At 73.6% G+C, this 18,488-nt stretch carries 12 protein-coding genes; 6 read left to right on the forward strand and 6 right to left on the reverse strand.

What is annotated here, in order from left to right; genetic code table 11:
- Window positions 1-165: 165 nt before the first annotated feature.
- Window positions 166-1,518, reverse strand: coding sequence for an NADP-specific glutamate dehydrogenase (gdhA, locus tag FIV44_RS16880; RefSeq protein ID WP_219996522.1), 1,353 nt, complete (start codon window positions 1,516-1,518; stop codon window positions 166-168).
- Between the two features lie 200 nt (window positions 1,519-1,718).
- Here gdhA and FIV44_RS16885 point away from each other — a divergent pair, with 200 nt between their 5' ends.
- Window positions 1,719-3,830, forward strand: a complete 2,112-nt coding sequence (locus FIV44_RS16885) for a molybdopterin oxidoreductase family protein (protein ID WP_141005449.1) — start codon at window positions 1,719-1,721, stop codon at window positions 3,828-3,830.
- A gap of 355 nt (window positions 3,831-4,185) precedes the next feature.
- Window positions 4,186-5,496 (forward strand): HNH endonuclease signature motif containing protein, encoded by a 1,311-nt coding sequence (locus FIV44_RS16890; RefSeq protein WP_141005450.1) that lies wholly within the window; start codon window positions 4,186-4,188, stop codon window positions 5,494-5,496.
- Between the two features lie 59 nt (window positions 5,497-5,555).
- On the opposite strand, the gene FIV44_RS16895 is transcribed toward FIV44_RS16890, so the two are convergent.
- On the reverse strand, window positions 5,556-7,040 hold the full coding sequence (locus tag FIV44_RS16895; protein ID WP_246086472.1) for a hypothetical protein: 1,485 nt from the start codon (window positions 7,038-7,040) through the stop codon (window positions 5,556-5,558).
- A gap of 174 nt (window positions 7,041-7,214) precedes the next feature.
- Here FIV44_RS16895 and FIV44_RS16900 point away from each other — a divergent pair, with 174 nt between their 5' ends.
- From FIV44_RS16900 to FIV44_RS30610, 4 genes are read left to right on the forward strand one after another with little or no spacing between them, the layout of a single operon-like run.
- Window positions 7,215-8,858, forward strand: a complete 1,644-nt coding sequence (locus FIV44_RS16900) for an FAD-dependent oxidoreductase (protein WP_141005451.1) — start codon at window positions 7,215-7,217, stop codon at window positions 8,856-8,858.
- A 4-nt stretch (window positions 8,859-8,862) separates the two neighbouring features.
- Window positions 8,863-11,727, forward strand: a complete 2,865-nt coding sequence (nirB, locus tag FIV44_RS16905) for a nitrite reductase large subunit NirB (RefSeq protein ID WP_181410638.1) — start codon at window positions 8,863-8,865, stop codon at window positions 11,725-11,727.
- The gene (locus FIV44_RS16910) at window positions 11,724-12,836 is read left to right on the forward strand and encodes a uroporphyrinogen-III synthase (RefSeq protein WP_141005452.1); all 1,113 of its coding nucleotides are present in this window, start codon (window positions 11,724-11,726) and stop codon (window positions 12,834-12,836) included. Before nirB ends, FIV44_RS16910 begins: the two co-directional genes overlap by 4 nt.
- Window positions 12,837-12,844: 8 nt before the next feature.
- Window positions 12,845-13,534, forward strand: a complete 690-nt coding sequence (locus tag FIV44_RS30610; RefSeq protein WP_281285873.1) for a sirohydrochlorin chelatase — start codon at window positions 12,845-12,847, stop codon at window positions 13,532-13,534.
- 24 nt (window positions 13,535-13,558) lie between these two features.
- On the opposite strand, the gene FIV44_RS30615 is transcribed toward FIV44_RS30610, so the two are convergent.
- The 4 genes from FIV44_RS30615 to FIV44_RS16935 all read right to left on the reverse strand — a co-directional run bounded on the left by FIV44_RS30615 (window position 13,559) and on the right by FIV44_RS16935 (window position 18,225).
- A complete protein-coding gene (locus FIV44_RS30615; RefSeq protein WP_181410640.1) occupies window positions 13,559-15,337 on the reverse strand; it encodes a hypothetical protein in 1,779 nt (592 codons plus the stop codon).
- A 268-nt stretch (window positions 15,338-15,605) separates the two neighbouring features.
- Entirely contained in the window at window positions 15,606-17,105 is a 1,500-nt protein-coding gene (locus FIV44_RS16925) for a sodium/solute symporter (RefSeq protein ID WP_141005454.1), read from the reverse strand.
- Window positions 17,106-17,483, reverse strand: a complete 378-nt coding sequence (locus FIV44_RS16930) for a DUF485 domain-containing protein (RefSeq protein ID WP_141005455.1) — start codon at window positions 17,481-17,483, stop codon at window positions 17,106-17,108. It abuts the gene before it with no gap.
- A 13-nt stretch (window positions 17,484-17,496) separates the two neighbouring features.
- On the reverse strand, window positions 17,497-18,225 hold the full coding sequence (locus tag FIV44_RS16935) for a LytR/AlgR family response regulator transcription factor (RefSeq protein ID WP_141005456.1): 729 nt from the start codon (window positions 18,223-18,225) through the stop codon (window positions 17,497-17,499).
- Between the last annotated feature and the right edge of the window lie 263 nt (window positions 18,226-18,488).

Below are 18,488 nucleotides of genomic sequence, written 5' to 3' on the forward strand. Positions count from 1 at the left end.
TCGCGGTCTTCACCGCGTTCTACGTCGTGTGCGCCGCCGTCACCTGGGCGGTCTACTGCCGCCGCGGCCGGAGGTACGCCGACGCCGGAGTCTGAGGGGCGCCCCATGCGAATTCGTCGCGATTCGGGCCGTTCCGCGACGAATTCGCATGGGGCGCCGTCCCGGTCAGATCACGCCGAGCGCCAGCATCGCGTCCGCGACCCGGATGAATCCGGCGATGTTGGCGCCGGCGACGTAGTTGCCGGGTGCGCCGTAGGTCTCGGCGGTCTCGAGGCAGCGGGCGTGGATGCCGACCATGATGTCCTCGAGCCGCTCCTCGGTGTGGGCGAAGCTCCACGAGTCGCGGGAGGCGTTCTGCTGCATCTCCAGGGCGCTCGTGGCCACGCCGCCGGCGTTGGCGGCCTTGCCCGGGGCGAAGGCGACGCCGGCCTCGGTGAGGACCTTCACGGCCGCGGGGGTGCAGGGCATGTTGGCGCCCTCCGCGACGACCGTGCAGCCGTTGCGGACCAGGGCCAGCGCGTGGTCGCCGTCCAGCTCGTTCTGGGTCGCGCAGGGGAGCGCGATGTCGCAGGGCACGTCCCAGACGGAGGTGCCGGGGGCGGAGGCCGCGGCGACGAAGCGGGCCGACTCCCGCGCCTCGGCGTACGACGACAGGCGCTCCCGGCGCACCTCCTTGACCTCCTTGAGCAGGTCGAGGTCGAGTCCCTTCTCGTCGACGACGTACCCGCTGGAGTCGGAGCACGCGACGACGGACGCGCCGAGCGCGGCGGCCTTCTCGGCGGCGTAGATCGCGACATTGCCGGAGCCCGACACGATCACGGTCTTGCCCTCGAAGGAGCTGCCGCGCGCCTTGAGGATCTCGTTGGCGAAGTAGACGGTGCCGTAGCCGGTGGCCTCGGTGCGGACCAGCGAGCCGCCCCAGCCGATGCCCTTGCCGGTGAGGACGCCGGACTCGTAGCGGTTGGTGATCCGCTTGTACTGCCCGAACAGGTAGCCGATCTCTCGGCCGCCGACGCCGATGTCACCGGCGGGGACGTCGGTGTACTCGCCGATGTGGCGGTACAGCTCGGTCATGAAGGACTGGCAGAAGCGCATCACCTCGGCGTCGCTGCGGCCCTTGGGGTCGAAGTCGGAGCCGCCCTTGCCGCCGCCGATGGGCATGCCGGTGAGCGCGTTCTTGAAGATCTGCTCGAAGCCGAGGAACTTCACGATGCCGAGGTAGACCGACGGGTGGAAGCGCAGGCCGCCCTTGTAGGGCCCGAGCGCGGAGTTGAACTCGACCCGGAAGCCGCGGTTGAGCTGCACCTGCCCGGCGTCGTCGACCCACGGGACGCGGAAGATGATCTGCCGCTCCGGCTCGCACACCCGGCGGATGATCGCCGCGTCGGTGTACTCCGGGTGGCGTGCGACGACCGGGCCCAGACTGTCCAGCAGCTCCCGAGCGGCCTGGTGGAACTCGGTCTCGCCGGGGTTCCGCGCCAGGATCTCGTCGAAGACGGGCTGCAGGGTGGGGTTCAGGTCGTTCACGGTGCTCCTTCGGACGTACGACGACGCCACCGCCGGTTATGGTGAGGCCTCTGTCGAGAAGCTCCTACGGTCTCATTGCCGCCCGGCCCCGCCGGACAGCGGGTCGTCCTGTGAGACCGTGAGGACTCCGTGACACCGGCGTGCCGCCGGAGCCCCCCACGGCGAAACGCGGATCCCGTGGAATGGGGCCCATGGCAGCCCCGGCGACGCGCACCCACTGCCCGTACTGCAGCCTGCAGTGCGGCATGACGGTCTCCAGCCGGGGTCGTGGCGGGATCGAGGTCGGCGCCTGGGAGGAGTTCCCGGTCAACGAGGGCGCGATGTGCCGCAAGGGCTGGACCTCCGGCGGGCTGCGGGGCAGCCGCGAGCGGCTCACGACGCCCCTGGTACGTGACCGTACGACGGGCGCGCTGCGGGCCGCGGGCTGGGACGAGGCTCTCGACCTGGTCGCCGACCGGCTCCGCGCGCTCCAGGAGGCCCACGGCAAGGACGCCGCCGCCGTCTTCGGCGGAGGGGGCCTCACCAACGAGAAGGCCTACCTGCTCGGGAAGTTCGCCCGGGTCGCCCTCGGCACCAGCCAGATCGACTACAACGGCCGCTGGTGCATGAGCTCGGCCGCCAGCGCCGGCAACCAGGCCTTCGGCGTCGACCGCGGCCTGCCCTTCCCCCTGGCCGACGTCGAGCAGGCCGACGTCGTCGTCCTCGTCGGCTCCAACCTCGCCGAGACCATGCCGCCCGCCGCCCGCCACCTCGACCGGCTCCGCGAGCGCGGCGGCCGGCTGGTCGTCGTCGACCCGCGGCTCACCCCGACCGCCGAGCGCGCCGACCTCTTCCTCCAGCCCGTCCCCGGCACCGACCTCGCCCTCGGCCTCGGCGTACTGCACCTGCTGGACGCCCAGGGCGCGGTCGACGAGTCCTATGTCGCTGCGAGGACCACCGGCTTCGAGGAGGTACGACGCGCCGCGGCCGCCTGGTGGCCCGAGCGGGTCGAGCGCACCACCGGCATCGCCACCGACGAGCTCCGCACCCTCGTCGCCATGCTCGCCGGGGCCGCGGCGTCAGCCGGCGGGGAGCGGAGCGACCGACGCCCGCGGGTGATGGTGCTGACCGCCCGCGGCGCCGAGCAGCACGCCCAGGGCACCGCCACCGTGCTCGCCTGGATCGACGTCGCCCTGGCCCTCGGCATGCCCGGCAGACGGTACGCCGGCTACGGCTGCCTCACCGGCCAGGGCAACGGCCAGGGCGGACGCGAGCACGGCCAGAAGGCCGACCAGCTGCCGGGGTACCGGATGATCGACGACCCCGCCGCCCGCGCCCACGTCGCCGGGGTCTGGGGCGTCCCGCCGTCCTCCCTGCCGGGGAAGGGCCGGTCGGCGTACGAGCTGCTGGACGCGCTCGGCCGGTACGACGGACCGCGGGCGCTGCTCGTGCTCGGCTCGAACATCGTGGTCTCGGCGCCCAACGCCACGCACATCACGCAGCGGCTGGAGTCCCTCGACCTGCTCGTCGTCTGCGACATCGTGATGTCCGAGACCGCCGCGCTCGCCGACGTCGTCCTGCCCGTCACGCAGTGGGCCGAGGAGACCGGCACCATGACCAACCTCGAGGGCCGGGTCATCCTGCGACAGCAGGCGATCACCCCACCCGACGGCGTGCGCAGCGACCTCGACGTCATCGCCGGCCTGGCGCTGCGGCTGGGCGCCACGGCGGCGTTCCCGACCGATCCGGAGGAGATCTTCGCCGAGCTCGGCCGTGCGTCCGCCGGCGGGAAGGCCGACTACTCCGGCATCACCTACGCCCGGATCGCCGACGAGAAGGGCGTCTTCTGGCCCTGTCCCGCTGTCCCCGAAGGCCAGGCACAGCACCCCGGCACCCCGCGCCTGTTCGCCGACTCCTTCGCGACGCCCGACGGCCGCGCCCGGTTCGTCGTACCCGAGTACGCCGGTCCCGCCGAGGAGCCCGGTTCGTCGTACCCCCTGCACCTGACGACCGGCCGCGTCCTCGCCCAGTACCAGTCCGGTGCCCAGACCCGCCGGATCCGCGACCTCGCCGACGACGGCGCGTTCGTCGAGATGCACCCGATGCTCGCCGACCGGATCGGCGCCCACGACGGCCTGCCCGTCGTCGTCCGCACCCGCCGCGGCGAGATGAAGGCGCCCGCCCGCGTGGTCACCACGATCCGCCCCGACACCGTGTTCGTGCCCTTCCACTGGGTCGGCGTCAACCGGCTCACCAACGACGCGCTCGACCCGTCCAGTCGGATGCCGGAGTTCAAGGTGTGTGCGGCGGACGTGCTGGTCTGAGCGGTGCCGACGGCCGTCGAGGTTCGAGTTCGGTGCATCGGTGTAGGTCGAGCCGCGGGGTTGATCTGACCCTGGGGAATCTGCGTCGACGTCCGCCGGCTTGCGGGTCGCTCGACGCAAGGCCGATCGACCGAGAGGACGTGGTTGCGGTCCGCGGCGGTCGCGGTGGTTGGTTGGTCGCCGCTGTCGACCCCAGGGTCGTCCGTGTCTGCCCCCTGTGGTCGCGGCCTCGACAGGCTCGTTCGTCATGATCGGAGCCGTTGTTCGTCCACACCATCGGAAGGGACTTTCGCCTGTCCACAGGCGGGGGTCTGCTCGTTTCGTGGTGTCGGGGGTGGGTGGGAGAATCTGTGTCATGGATCTCGGAACCGCGCCCCGTACGACAGCCCGCTCGGCTGGTCGCTCGGCTGGCGTGCTGTCCGCGATCCGGGCCGAGGTCGAAGGACGCCAGGCCTCCCAGATCAGGGAGTGGGAGGCCATCGTCACCTGGGCCGGCGACCACGTCGTCGCCACACCGGAGGGTGCGGCGACGATCACCGACGGGCACCTGGACACCGGGGTCCCGATCGCCGGGGACGGGGCACCGTTGGTGTCGGAGTTCGCGCTCATGGAGCTCGTCGCGGTGCTCGGGCGTTCGCCGGACGGTGGACGTGCCTATGTGGGGCGGGTCATCGAGTGCGCCTGGCGGCTCCCGACCGTCTATGCCGCCGTGGTCGCGGGTCGGCTCACCCCGTGGCGGGCCGAGCGGATCGCGGACCTCACCCACGCGCTGAACGCCGACGCCGCTGGATTCGTGGACCGGCAGCTCGTCCACGCCTCCGGGGTGGGGTGGGCGCAGTTGGACCGGTTGATCGCCGAAGCGATCCTCCGCCACGACCCCGAACGCGCGGAAGCCGACCGCGCGACGGCCGCGGACCAGCGCTATGTGGAGGTCGGGGACCCCGACACCCACGGCAACACCCACGGGATCGTGCACCTCTCCGGAGTCCTCGACGCCGCTGATGGGCGTGATCTGGACGCCGCGATCGCCCGCCGCGCCCGTCTGCTCGGGGACCTCGGGGACGCGTCCTCGCTCGATGTGCGGCGCTCGATCGCGCTCGGCGAGTTGGCCCGCGCCGACCTGATGCTCGACCTCGACGGACCCGGCCCCGGCTCACCAGGGTCCTTGGGTTCCCCGGGTCGCAAAGCCGTCGTGAACGTGCACATCACCGACACCACCCTGACCGGCGTGAACCCCGTCGGCAGATGGGAAGACCAGCAGGTCCCCGTGTCGAGCGAGCAGATCCGCGAGTGGCTCGGCTCCGCCTCGACCGTGATCGTGCGACCGGTGATCGACCTCGCCGACCACATCCCGATCGACTCCTACGAGATCCCCGACCGCCACCGCACCCACATCGCCCTGCGCGACCACACGTGCCGCTTCCCCCACTGCACCAGGCCAGCCACCCGCTGCGACCTCGACCACGCCCGACCCTACGGCGAGGGCGGGCCTACCTGTCCGTGCAACGAGGTGGCGCTGTGTCGTAGGCATCATCGCGCCAAGACCCACTCCGCATGGTCCTACGACATCCTGATGCCCGGCTCCTATGAGTGGACCAGCCCCAACGGATTCACCTTCCGCGTCGACCACCAGGGCACCCACCCACTCGACCCACCCGACGGCTGACTCCACCGCCCCGCACGCCGCAAACCCGATGGTTGCAGGGCGGCCTCAACAGCCGCGGCTCACTCCCGCTTCCACACATGCAGGTTGTCGAACGACGCCTGCTCGGCGTAGTGCTCGTCGAGGTACGCCTGCGCGCGGTCGCCGTCGATCCCCCACGAGTCGACCCGGTCGCCGAACACCACGATCCAGCGGGGCGGGTCGGGGCCGGTGAGGACGGCCTGCAGCTCGGTCAGGTCGGGGTCGCGGACGCGGACGGGCAGGCTCCACAGGTGGGGGTAGGGGCTGGAGAGGCCGCTGGCGGCGACGATGTCGGGGCGGCCGAAGGCGACCACGACGCCGTCGGACGGGTCGGCGTGGGTGCGCAGGTAGTGGGCGGCGCGGGCGTCGGTGGCGAGCTCGGGCTCGATGGGGTCGGCGAGATGGAGCACCCAGGCGGTGAGGCAGGCGAGGGCGGTGCCGACCAGGCAGGCGGTGACGACGATCCGCCGGCGCCCGTGGGGACGCACCAGGCAGGCGAGCAGGACCACGCCGGGGACCAGGCCGGTCAGGTAGTGCAGCCAGTAGCTGCCGCCGGCCGCGACGCCGAGCACCTCCCAGGCGGCCATCGCCAGCGCGGCGACCGGGAGGGGAGCGGACCGCGGCCCGTGGAGTACGGCGGTGCGCGCGGCGAGGAAGCCGGTCGTGGCGAGGGTGACGGCGGCTCCGCTGGCGAGGAAGGCCAGCGCCACCACGGTCATCCGGTCCGACGTCGCGGACGACGCCGACGCGCTGATCACCGCCGAGGCCTCGAACCGGAACACCACCACGGCGTCCCAGAGCGCGGCCGGCGAGGTGCCCCGGGCCGCGGACGCGGCGAGCACGATCGTCAGCGCGGCCAGCGCGCCGGCCGCGAACGCCAGCGTCCGGCGGACGAGCTGGGGGACCCGGCCCGCGGACAGGGGGAGGAGGACCAGCGCGAGGACGAAGACGTCCACCATGTTCTGCTTCACCAGCGCCGCGCAGGCGGCGGCCGCGCCCGCACCGGCGGCGAGGAGCACGGCCCGCGGCCGGAGGGGGCCGGCGAGCCCCGCGACCAGGCACACCACGCCGAGCAGGATGAACGGCGCCGCGAGCACCTCGCCGTTCGTGGCCGGCATCCCGAGCAGCGGGCTGGAGAGCAGCGCCGCCGCGAGCATCGGCACGATCCGGACGGTCCAGCGCGACGGGCCGGTCGCCAGCTGGGCCGCGAGCACCCCGGCCAGCAGCACGGCCAGCGCGCTGGCGGTCGCCCCCACGAGCTTCACCCCCGGGGCGATCGCGCCGATCTCCGCCAGGTCGACCGGGCCGAGCCGGTCCGCCAGCCGGAAGATCCAGATCAGCAGGGGCGGGCGGTCGACCCAGTGGTCGCCGTACAGCGAGCTCCCCGGCGCCCACTGCCGGGCCACCAGCAGGAAGCCGCTCTCGTCCGACTCCAGCGGCGTGCGCAGGAACGGCAGCCACGCCACGAAGGCCACCAGGGCGGCGCCGTACGTGGCCCGCGACACGCGGGTACGGCGCTCCACCATGTCCCCGACCGTACGAGATCCCCCCAGGAGGTGGCGGCTGCTACGCGCCGCGATGCACGCACGCCACCTCCTGGGGGACCTCAGGCGGGACCTGGTGAGGTCGTGAGGACTCGTTGACATCGGGGTGTTACACGAGCGCCCCGATGCGAAACCTGCGTGTCGTTCGATGGCTCCATGACCCCGCCCGGCCCCGACGCACCGCACCCGCGCCCGCAGCGCCCGCGGATCGTCGTGGTCGGCTCCGGGATGGCCGCCACCCGGCTGGTCGAGGAGCTCGTCGCGCGCCGGGCGCCCGACCGGACGGACATCACCGTCCTGGGCGACGAGGACGCGCCGCCGTACAACCGGATCCTGCTCTCCGCCGTGCTCGAGGGCACGCACCGGCCGGACGCGCTGACGCTGCGCTCGCCGGAGTGGTACGCCGCCCACGGCGTCGACCTGCGCCTCGGCGCCCGGGTCCTCGGGATCGACCGCGAGCGCCGGGACGTCATGCTCGTCGACGGCACCCAGCACTCCGATCCACGGATGCCCGCCTGCTGCGCGACGCCGGAGCAGCACGCTGGCGGCGTTGCGGACGCTCGATGGTGCAACCAGACCGCCGTCGCGCCCGCGCCTTGCCAGCGCACCACTCCGACGCCGCTCGCGACGGCGCCCATCCGTGGATCGGAGCGCGTGGAGTACGACGCGCTGGTGCTCGCGACCGGCAGCATCCCGACGCTGCCGCCGATCCGAGGCCTGGTGCGGATGGACGGCTCGCTGCACCCCGCGGTCCACGCGTTCCGCTCGCTCGCCGACTGCGAGCGGCTGGTCGCCGCGCTGCCGCGGAGCCGGCGCGCGGTCGTGGTCGGCGGCGGGCTGCTCGGGCTGCAGGTGGCGCGGGCGCTGGGCACCCGCGGTCTCGCGACCGAGATCGTCGAAGGCGCCGACCACCTGCTGCACCGCCAGATCGGCACCGCCGCCGGCCGGATCCTGGTTCGCGACCTGAAGCGGCTCGGCGTCGCCGTCTACACCGGTGCCCGCGCCGTCCGGCTCGGCGAGGGTGCCGACGGACCCGCGCTGCGCCTCGACAACGGCTACACCCTCGACACCGACCTCGTCGTCCTCACCGCCGGCGGCCGGCCGTCGACCGCGCTCGCCCGCGGCGCCGGCCTGGAGGTCCGGCGCGGCATCGTCGTCGACGACCGGCTCGCCAGTGTCACCGACCCGAGCGTCCACGCCCTCGGCGACTGCGCGGAGCACTCCGGCCGCACCACCGGCTTCGTGCCGCCCGCCTGGGAGCAGGCCGGCGTCCTCGCCGGGGTCCTGTGCGGCGAGACGGTGAGGTACGACGGCAGCCGGGTCGTCGCCCGGCTGCGCGCCACCGACCTGGACGTCGCCGTGCTCGGCGACGCCGCGGCCGAGGAGGCCGCCGGCGGCGAGGTGGTCGAGGTGGCCAACCCGCTGTCCGGGTCGCATCGGCGGATCGTCGTCCGCGACCGGCGGATCGTCGCCGCCACGCTCGTCGGCGACCTGTCCCGGGTCGGCCTGATCACCCAGCACTTCGACCGGCGGACGGTCCTCGGCCCGCGCGAGCCCGGCGACCTCCTGCTGCCGGAGCGGAGAGAGGACGGCGGCAACGGCGCCGGTGTGGTCGGGGTCCTCCCCGACGACGCCGAGGTGTGCGCCTGCGCCGGCGTCACCGCCGGCCGGATCCGCGCCTGCTCCTCGCTCGAGCAGGTCCGCGACACCACCCGCGCGACCACCGGCTGCGGTGGCTGCGCCAGCACGGTGCGACAGCTGCTCAGCAGCCGTCCCGCCCTCGCCACGAAAGGCTCCTGACCCCATGAACCAGCGCAAGCACCTGGTCGTCGTCGGCCACGGCATGGTCGGCCACCGCTTCGTGCAGGCGGCCATCGAGCGCGGGCTGACCGAGACCTACGACATAACGGTCCTCGGCGAGGAGCCGCGCCCGGCGTACGACCGCGTCGCCCTGACCTCCTTCTTCGAGCGGGGCGCGGACGCGCTGTCCTTCCTCCCCGAGGGACGGTACGACGACCCGCGGGTCAGCCTGCGCCTGAGGGCCGAGGTCGTGGCGATCTCGCCGCGCCAGCGGGTGATCACCCTCGCGACGGGCGAGGACCTGACCTACGACGAGCTGGTGCTGGCGACGGGCGCGTTCCCGTTCGTGCCGCCGGTGCCGGGCAAGGATCTCAAGAACGTCTTCGTCTACCGCACCATCGAGGACCTCGAGGCGATCCGCGCGGCGTCGCGGAGGGCCAGGGTCGGGGCGGTGATCGGCGGGGGCCTGCTCGGCCTGGAGGCGGCCAACGCGCTGCACCAGCTCGGCCTGGAGACCCACGTCGTCGAGCTCGCCCCGCGGCTGATGGCGGTGCAGATCGACGACGCCGCGGGCTCCACGCTGAACCGGCACATCGAGACGCTCGGCCTCACCGTGCACACCGGCGCGATGACCGAGGCCGTGCTCGGCAAGGACAAGGTGACCGGCCTGGCCCTGAAGGACCGCAACCCGCTCGACGTCGACCTCGTCGTCTTCTCCGCCGGCATCCGGCCCCGCGACGCGCTGGGCCGGGCCGCCGACCTCGACATCGCCGAGCGCGGCGGCATCCTGGTCGACGAGCAGTGCCGCACCAGCGACGAGCACATCTGGGCGATCGGCGAGTGCGCCGCGCCCGGTGGGCGGATGTACGGCCTGGTCGCGCCCGGGTACACCATGGCCGAGGTCGTGGTCGACACCCTGCTCGGCGGCGGCGCCGGCTCGTTCACCGGCGCCGACATGTCGACGAAGCTCAAGCTGCTCGGCGTCGACGTCGCCTCCTTCGGCGACGCCTTCGCGGCCACCGAGGACGCCCTCGAGGTCGTGTACGCCGACGCGGTGGCCGGCATCTACAAGAAGCTCGTCGTCCGGGAGAACGACCACGGCGGCTACGAGCTGCTGGGCGGCATCCTGGTCGGCGACGCGTCGTCGTACGGCGTGCTGCGTCCGCTCGTCGGCTCCGGCATGGAGCTGCCCGACAACCCCGAGGAGCTCATCCTCCCGGCCGCCCGCGGCGGCGTCGAGCTGGGACTGCCCGACGACGCGCAGGTCTGCTCGTGCAACAACGTCACCAAGGCCGAGATCGTCGCCGCCGTCTCCGATGACGCCACGCTCAACGAGGGTGGTCCCTGCGACGACGCCGCGTGCGTCACCAGGTGCACGAAGGCCGGCGCCACCTGCGGCTCCTGCAAGACCGTGGTGAAGAAGATCGTCGAGGACCACTTCGCCGCCACCGGCAAGGTCGTGGACAGGTCGCTGTGCGAGCACTTCGCGATGACCCGGCAGGAGCTGTTCGAGGTCGTCGCGGTCCACGGCTACAACCGGTTCGACGACATCGTCGAGGCCCACGGCCGGGGCCGCGGCTGCGACATCTGCAAGCCCGCGGTCGCCTCGATCCTCGCCAGCCTGCTCAACCACCACGTCCTCGACGGCGCCAACGCGACGCTGCAGGACACCAACGACGCCTACCTCGCCAACCTCCAGAAGAACGGCACCTACTCCGTCGTCCCCCGCATCCCCGGCGGCGAGATCACGCCCGACAAGCTGATCGTGATCGGCGAGGTGGCCCGCGACTTCGGGCTCTACACGAAGATCACCGGCGGCCAGCGGATCGACCTCTTCGGCGCCCGGATGGAGGACCTGCCGGCGATCTGGAAGCGACTGGTCGACGCCGGCATGGAGTCGGGCCACGCGTACGGCAAGTCGCTGCGGACCGTGAAGTCCTGCGTCGGCTCGACCTGGTGCCGGTACGGCGTGCAGGACTCGGTCGGCATGGCGATCGAGCTCGAGCTGCGCTACCGCGGCCTGCGCTCCCCGCACAAGATCAAGGGCGGCGTGTCCGGCTGCGCCCGCGAGTGCGCGGAGGCGCGCTCGAAGGACTTCGGGATCATCGCCACCGAGAAGGGCTGGAACCTCTACGTCGGCGGCAACGGCGGCGCCGTCCCGGCCCACGCCCAGCTGCTCGCCGGCGACCTGACGCGGGAGGAGCTGATCCGCTGCCTCGACCGGTTCCTCATGTACTACATCCGCACCGCCGACCGGCTCCAGCGCACCTCCACCTGGCTCGACGAGATCGGCGGCCTGGAGCGGGTCCGCGAGGTCGTCGTCGACGACAGCCTCGGGCTCGCCGACGAGCTGGAGGCCGGCATGGCCCGCCACGTCGACTCGTACTTCGACGAGTGGAAGGCCACCATCGAGGACCCCGAGAAGCTCGCCCGCTTCGTCTCCTTCGTCAACGCCCCGGATGCGCCGGAGCCGGCGATCCGCTTCCAGGAGGAGCCCCGCACCGCCGGCGCCACCACGCTCACCCTCGGGACGGCGGTGTGCCCGCTCGACCGGATCCAGCGCGAGTCCGGCGTACCAGCGCTCGTCGGCGGCGAGGAGGTCGCGGTCTTCCGGACGTACGACGACGAGGTGTTCGCGCTGTCGAACCTCGACCCGTTCGGCCGGGCCTCCGTGCTCTCCCGCGGCATCGTGGGCACGCGAGGCGAGGACGAGGTGCCCTTCGTCGCGAGCCCGCTGCTCAAGCAGCGCTTCGACCTGCGCACGGGCGCCTGCCTGGACGACCCGTCCGTCGTCGTACCCACCTGGGACGTGCGGGTCGTCGACGGTGTTGTGGTCGTCGGCGCGCGACGCGAGATCATGGACTCGTGAGCGACCACCCCTTGTCCGGCTTCAGGATCGGCGTGACCGCCGCCCGGCGGGCCGAGGAGCAGGTCGCGCTGCTGGAGCGCCGCGGCGCGGAGGTGATCCACGCGCCGGCGCTGTCCGTCGACCCCAACCGGATCGACGAGACGGCGCTGCGGGCGGCCACCGAGGACGTGCTCGGCCAGCCGGTCGACATCTTCGTCGCGACCACCGGGATCGGGCTGAAGTCGTGGTTCGGGGCGGCCGAGCGTTGGGGCCTGCTCGACGACCTCGCCGCCCACCTCGGCCGGGCCGAGATCCTGGCCCGCGGGCCGAAGAGCGTGGGCGCGCTGCGGCGGTTCGGGCTGCGCGAGCTGTGGGCGCCGGAGTCGGAGGAGTTCGAGGACGTGCTCGCGCACCTGCGCGGGCGCGACCTCGCCGACCAGCGGATCGTCGTCCAGGAGCACGGCCAGTCGCTGTCGATGGCCGCGCACGCGCTGCGCCGCCTCGGTGCCGAGGTGACGACCGTGGCGGTCTACCGCGTCGAGGGCGCCGCCGACCCCGAGCCGATGTTCGGCCTGATCGAGGACATCGCCGAGCGTCGCGTGCACGCGGTCACCTTCACCGCGGCGCCCGCCGTCGGCGCGATGATGGAGGCGGCCGCGTCCACCGGCCACCGCGACGAGGTGGTCGGCGCCTTCCAGGCCGACGTGATCGCGTCCTGCGTCGGACCGGTCACCGCCGCCGCGTTCGAGATGTGGGGCGTGCCGTCGATCTACCCCGACCGCTCGCGCCTGGCCGCCATGGTCAAGCAGCTCGAGGTCGAGCTCCCCTCGCGCGCCGCTGGCACCACCCTCGACGTCGCCGGCCACACCCTCCTGCTGCACGGCGACGACGTGCTGCTCGACGGGGTCGAGGTGAAGCTCTCGCCCGCGCCGTACGCCGTCCTCCAGGCCCTCCTCGTCAACCCCGGCACCGTCGTCTCGCGCCGCGACCTGCTCGCCGCCCTGCCCTCCGGCACCGCCGGCTCCGAGCACGCCGTCGAGATGGCCGTCGCCCGCCTCCGCGCCGCCCTCGGGACCCGCTGCGTCCAGACCGTGGTCAAGCGCGGCTACCGCCTGGCGGTGACCGGCTGAGCGCGCACCTGGTCACGGTCGCCCACGGCACCCGCACCGCCGCCGGCAACGAGGTGGCGCGGGCGCTCACCGCGGCGGCCGCGGCCGAGCTGGGGTGGGACGCGACGACGTCGTACGTCGAGCTCTGCGCGCCGCTGTTCGCCGACGTCGCCGCGGGGCTCGCCGTCCCCGCGGTGGCGGTCCCGCTGCTGCTCTCGACCGGGTACCACCTGCGCCGGGACCTGCCCGGCGCCGTCGCGGCGGCCGGACCGGGCGGCGACGTCCGGCTGGGCCGCTCGCTCGGCCCCGACCCGCTGCTGGCCTCGGCGCAGGTCGACCGGCTCCGGGCCGCCGGCGCCACGCCCGGTCAGCCGGTCGTCATGGTCGCCGCCGGCTCCACCGACCCCGCCGCCCTCGACGACCTCGACGCCGCCGCGCACCTGCTCGCCCACGCCTGGGGCGCACCGGTCCGGCTGGCCACCCTGGCCGGGCTCGGTCCGAGGGTCACCCAGGTCGTGCGGAGCGGCGACGCCGTCTCGCCGTACCTCCTCGCCACCGGCCACTTCCACCGCAGGGCCCGCCACGACGCGCTCGCCGCCGGCGCCGCGGTGGTCGCGGACGTCCTCGGCCCGCACCCGCGGGTCGTGGACCTGGTGGTCGAGCGGGCGCGTGCGCTGGCGCCGGGGTCGGCGCCGGCGTTGGTCAGCGTCCCCGCCTGATCCGGGCCGAGGGCGGGCGGCGGATCAGTCGTCGAAGGACACCCGGACGACGACCCGCTCCCGCTCGCCGTCGGCGGCCGTGGTGATGCTCGCGGTGTCGAGCGGCGCGAGGTCGGCCGGCTTCAGGTCCCCGTCGCTGAGCGTGCTGGCCCAGTCGCCGCGGTCGAAGTCGAGGTAGGCGATCGTCAGCGCGCCCTCCGCGTCGGGCACGGCGTCGCGGAAGCGGTCCGAGTCGCCCAGTGTCCCCTTCGTCCGGGCGAGCTGCTCCACGAAGGCGCGGTCGGCGCCGATCACCACGGCGTCGCCGGACCGGGCCGACGACAGCAGGTCCTGGGGGAGGGCGGCGCGTACCTTCGCCAGGGCGGCCTCGACCTTCTCGGCGTCACCGGTGATCCGTGCCGCGATCGGCGGCGCGGGCGTGCCGTCCCCGATGCCGACGGTCTTCTCGAAGCCCGGCGCCGCGACGAAGGCGATCGTGTCGCCGCCGAGATCCTCGAGGTCCGCGGGGGTGAGGCCGGTGGTCTTCTCGAACTCGGCGAGCAGCGCCTCCGGCTCCTGGCCGAAGGCCAGCGGGCCTCCGGTGATCGCACGCTCGGCCCAGCCGTCCGCGAGGCCGCCGCCGAACGCGAGGGCCGCGTCCTCGGGCAGGTGGGAGACGGCCGCGAGCGCGTCCGTCCCGGCGTACCGGCCGCCGGCTCCGGTGAACATCGGGTCGGCGACGATCTCGAGCTCCAGGGCCCCGTCGTCGAGACGAACGACGCCGCCGAGCCCGGTGAAGTGCTCGAGCCGCTCGCGGACCTGGTCGGACACGGGGATCGCGAAGTCCTCCTCGGAGATCTCCGGCAGGTCCGCCTCGTCGAGGTCGTCGGCCTGGGCGGCGAAGTAGGCGTCCATGTCCTTCATGAGCTGGTCCTGCTCCTCCGGCGAGAGCTGGTCCATGTCGTCCATCCGGTCCCAGAGCGCCTGCTCCTCCGCCGGGATCGGCGGCAGGTCCTCGTCGAACGAGGTGTCGACGCCGACGAACGACGAGAACGTCAACAGCATGTCGATCGGGTCGGCGACGCCCAGCGGCATGGTGAGGAACACGGAGAGGAAGGGCTCCTTCTCGGCGGCGTCGAGCAGCGCCTGCCCGGCCTCGGGCGCGGCGTACAGCGTGAGCACGCCGGCGTCACCGGCCGCAGCGGTCAGCTCCTGGAAGTCGGCGTCCTCCCCGAGGTGCGTACGGCGGCCGTCCGCGACCACCCGCCGGGCGACCTCCTCGGTCCGGGCGAGCACCGCCCACCCGTCGCCGAGCGCGTACCCCACCTCCTCGCCGCAACCCGCGATCGCCCCGGCCAGCCCGTCGCGCGCCTTGGCGGCGTCCCCGACCTGCACCACCGCCACCAGCTCCGGCTCGTCCTGCGGCACCACGGCCAGCGCGGCCCGGTCGCCCGCCCAGTCCGCGAAGTCGTCGTACCCGATGTCGCAGCCGGTGTCCGCCGTCACCCCGTCGATCAGGGAGCGGCGCAGGTCGTCCTGGTCCTTCACGCCGAGCCGCTCGGCCAGGCCCGGGAAGCGGCGCAGCGTCTGGTACGCCTCGAGCTTCTGGCCGCCCGGCGGGTCGAGGTCGATGCCGACGTAGGCGAGGGTGTCGCCCGGCAGCGCCTCCGCCGCCTGCGGCCCCTGGGCGAGCCAGTCCTGCCAGGCCCAGGTGCCGGCGCCGATCACCGCGACCAGGCCGACCACGCCGGCGACCGCGGCCACCCGGCGCTTCCGGCTGGGAGCGGGCGGGGGCGTGGGGACAGGGGGTGCGAGCTCGGTCATGGCACGACCGTAGGTGGCCGGGCGCCTGCTTGGGGAAGGTTCACCGGAATCGGGGATCCGCTCGGCTAGCGAAGCTAGGTTCGTTGCATGGCTGAGACATGGGAAGGCGTGGTGGTCAAGAAGTCGCGAAGGCCCGGGTCGACCGGGCGGTGTGGGATGCGGTGGCGGTCGGCTACGCGGTTCGTCGTACCGAGGACGGGACCGTCACCAAGGCCTGACGCCCTGGCGGCGACAAGCAGTACCCGAGCCCCGTGACCGGGGCACGGGCTCAGCGGCCGAGCGACTCCGGCGTGTGCAGCCGGACCAGGAACCGCCGGGCGTGCGCGGGCTCCCGGTCGGCGGTGGCGAGCGATACCGCGACCATGACCAGGGCGGCGAGCGGCACGCTCCAGGCGGCGGGCTGGGCGAGGAGGGCGCCGGTCCAGCCGCCGGGGGAGTAGCCGGCGAGGGTGGTGACCGCGGCGCCACCGGCGCCGAGCCCGCCGGCGACCAGCCCGGCGAGCGCGCCGGTGTCGGTGAGGCGGCGCCACCAGATGCCGAGCACCAGCAGTGGGCAGAACGTCGACGCGGCCACGGCGAAGGCCAGCCCAACCGACTGCGCGACGCCGACGTTGCGGACCAGCAGTGCCGCGAACACGGGGATCACGACGGCCACCATCGCGGCCATCCGGAAGGCCGCGACGCCGCGGTGCTCGCTCACCAGGCGGCTGGTGACGTCCTGGGTGATGACGCCGGAGACGGCGATCGCCAGCCCGGAGGACGTCGACAGGAAGGCCGCGAACGCGCCGGCCGTGACCAGCCCGGTGAGCACGTCACCGCCGACGCCGTCGAGCATCGCCCGCGGCAGCTCGAGGACGAGCACGTCCGAGCGACCCTCGGCGACCAGCCGCTCGCCGTACACGCGGCCGAGGGCGGCGTACACGGGGGGCCAGAGGTAGAACAGGCCGAGCAGGGCGAGCACCACGACCGTCGTACGACGGGCGGCGCGGCCGTCGGGGTTGGTGTAGAAGCGCACGACGACGTGGGGCAGGCCCATGGTGCCGAGGAAGAGCCCGGCGATGAGGGAGTACGTCGTGTAGAGGCCGATCCCGCCGTCGCCGGCGACCGGGGTCGACCAGCTGTCCCCGCCGACCGTGCCGGCGGGCCGGCCGTCGCCCCACCAGACCGCCACCAGGACGGCGGCGGGCACGAGGAGCGCGGTGAGCTTGAGCCAGTACTGGAAGGCCTGGACGAAGGTCACCGACCGCATCCCGCCCGATGTGACGTTGGCGAGCACGACCGCGGCGACGACGAGCACGCCGACCCACTCGGGCGCGCCGATCGCCGAGCGCAGGGTGATGCCGGCTCCCTCGAACTGCGGGATGAGGTAGAGCCAGCCGATGCCGACGACGAGCAGCGAGCAGACGGCCCGGACGGTGCGGGAGCCGAGGCGTGCCTCGGCGAAGTCGGGCAGCGTGTAGGCGCCGGAGCGGCGCAGCGGGGCGGCGACGAACACCAGCAGCACGAGGTAGCCCGCGGTCCAGCCGACCGGGTACCAGAGCATGTCCGCGCCGCCGACGAGCAGCAGCCCGGCGATGCCGAGGAAGGACGCCGCGGAGAGGTACTCCCCGCCGATCGCCGACGCGTTCAGCCCCGGCCGCACGGTGCGCGAGGCGACGAAGAAGTCGCTCGTGGTCCGCGAGAACCGCAGCCCCCACGTGCCGATCGCCAGCGTCGCGACGGTGACCAGCACGACCGCGACGAGGCCGGGTACGTCGGCGCGCTCCACTTACGCATCCTCGGCGCGGTCGTCGTGGAGGAGCTCGGCGAAGACCCGCTCGTTGCGCTCGGCCCGTCGTACGTAGCGCCAGGCGAGCAGCAGCAGGAACGGGTGGACCAGCACGCCGAGCAGCAGCCACGGCAGCGGGATCCCCAGGGGCGCGATGCCGGTCAGGGAGGGGAACAGGCGGAAGGCGAGCGGGAGTACGCCGAGCGTGACGGCCAGCAGCGCCAGCAGCCGGACCGCCAGGCCGAGCTGCGCCCGCAGCAGCGAGCGCAGGTAGACGTCGCCGAGCGCGGTCTGCTCGTGCACGTCGCCGAGCCGGCTGCCCGGCCGCCCGGCGGGCGTGTGCCGCGGCGGACCGGTGACTCGCACCCGCTCGGTCATCGCGGCCCCCGAGTCACGATCCCGCGCGGGCTCGCCGGACCAGGACGTCGCGCAGCGCGCGGGTGTGCCGGCGGCTGACCGGCAGCTCGGTGTCGCCGACGAGCACCGAGGTGCGGCCGGCGTCGCTGCGGACCTCGGTCACGTGGGCCAGCGCCACCAGCAGCGAGCGGTGGATCCGGTGGAACCCGGCCCCGGCCCACTCCTCCTCCAGCGTGGTGAGCGGGACCCGCACCAGGTAGGCGTCGCCGGTCGTCGTGTGCAGCCGCGCGTAGTCGCCCTGCGCCTCGACGTGGGTGATGTCGCCGCGGTCCACGAACCGGGTGACGCCGCCGCGCTCCACCGCGATCGGGGTGTCGGTCGCCGCCTGCTGGGGGGAGGCGCCGCCGAGCACGCGTCGTACCGCCTCGGCGAGGCGGTCGGGCCGCACCGGCTTGAGGACGTAGTCGACCGCGCGCAGGTCGAAGGCGTCGACGGCATGCTGCTCGTGGGCGGTGACGAACACGACCGGTGGCGGCTGCTTGAACCGGCCGAGCACCTCGGCGAGCTCGAGCCCGCTGAGACCGGGCATCTGGATGTCGAGGAAGACGCAGTCGACCTCGCGCTCGCGCAGGGTCCGCAGGCCGTCGGTGGCGGACTGGCAGGCGATCACCTCGCCGATCCGGTCGTCGGCGTCGAGGAGGTACGTCAGCTCGTCGAGCGCCGGCCGCTCGTCGTCCACGACGAGCACGCGCAGGCCGCTCACTGGACTACCTTCCTCACGTCAGCGGGTTCAGATGACCGGCTGATGCACCCCTGGTCCCCACCGGACCACCGCCACGGCGGCTCGACCCACAACAAGGTCCTGCATGAGTTCTGCGGGGTCCGGTGGCCCAGGACCCTCGGACCGGCTACAGGGCTGTGCGCCAGCGAGCGCCGATCAGTGAGCGACCGGCAGCGGGGTCCCGGGACCACCGGGTGGCTCCCCACTGCTGCCACAGCGAGGAAACCACTATGAGTGTCACTGCT

The organism is Nocardioides humi (assembly GCF_006494775.1).
GTDB lineage: Bacteria > Actinomycetota > Actinomycetes > Propionibacteriales > Nocardioidaceae > Nocardioides > Nocardioides humi.

Coding starts and splice junctions, on each gene's coding strand:
- FIV44_RS16895 (WP_246086472.1), bottom strand. CDS start 7,040: ATGGTGGAGCGCCGTACCCGCGTGTCGCGGGCCACGTACGGCGCCGCC.
- FIV44_RS16890 (WP_141005450.1), top strand. CDS start 4,186: ATGGATCTCGGAACCGCGCCCCGTACGACAGCCCGCTCGGCTGGTCGC.
- nirB (WP_181410638.1), top strand. CDS start 8,863: ATGAACCAGCGCAAGCACCTGGTCGTCGTCGGCCACGGCATGGTCGGC.
- FIV44_RS16930 (WP_141005455.1), bottom strand. CDS start 17,483: ATGACCGAGCGGGTGCGAGTCACCGGTCCGCCGCGGCACACGCCCGCC.
- FIV44_RS16885 (WP_141005449.1), top strand. CDS start 1,719: ATGGCAGCCCCGGCGACGCGCACCCACTGCCCGTACTGCAGCCTGCAG.
- FIV44_RS16900 (WP_141005451.1), top strand. CDS start 7,215: ATGACCCCGCCCGGCCCCGACGCACCGCACCCGCGCCCGCAGCGCCCG.
- FIV44_RS30615 (WP_181410640.1), bottom strand. CDS start 15,337: ATGACCGAGCTCGCACCCCCTGTCCCCACGCCCCCGCCCGCTCCCAGC.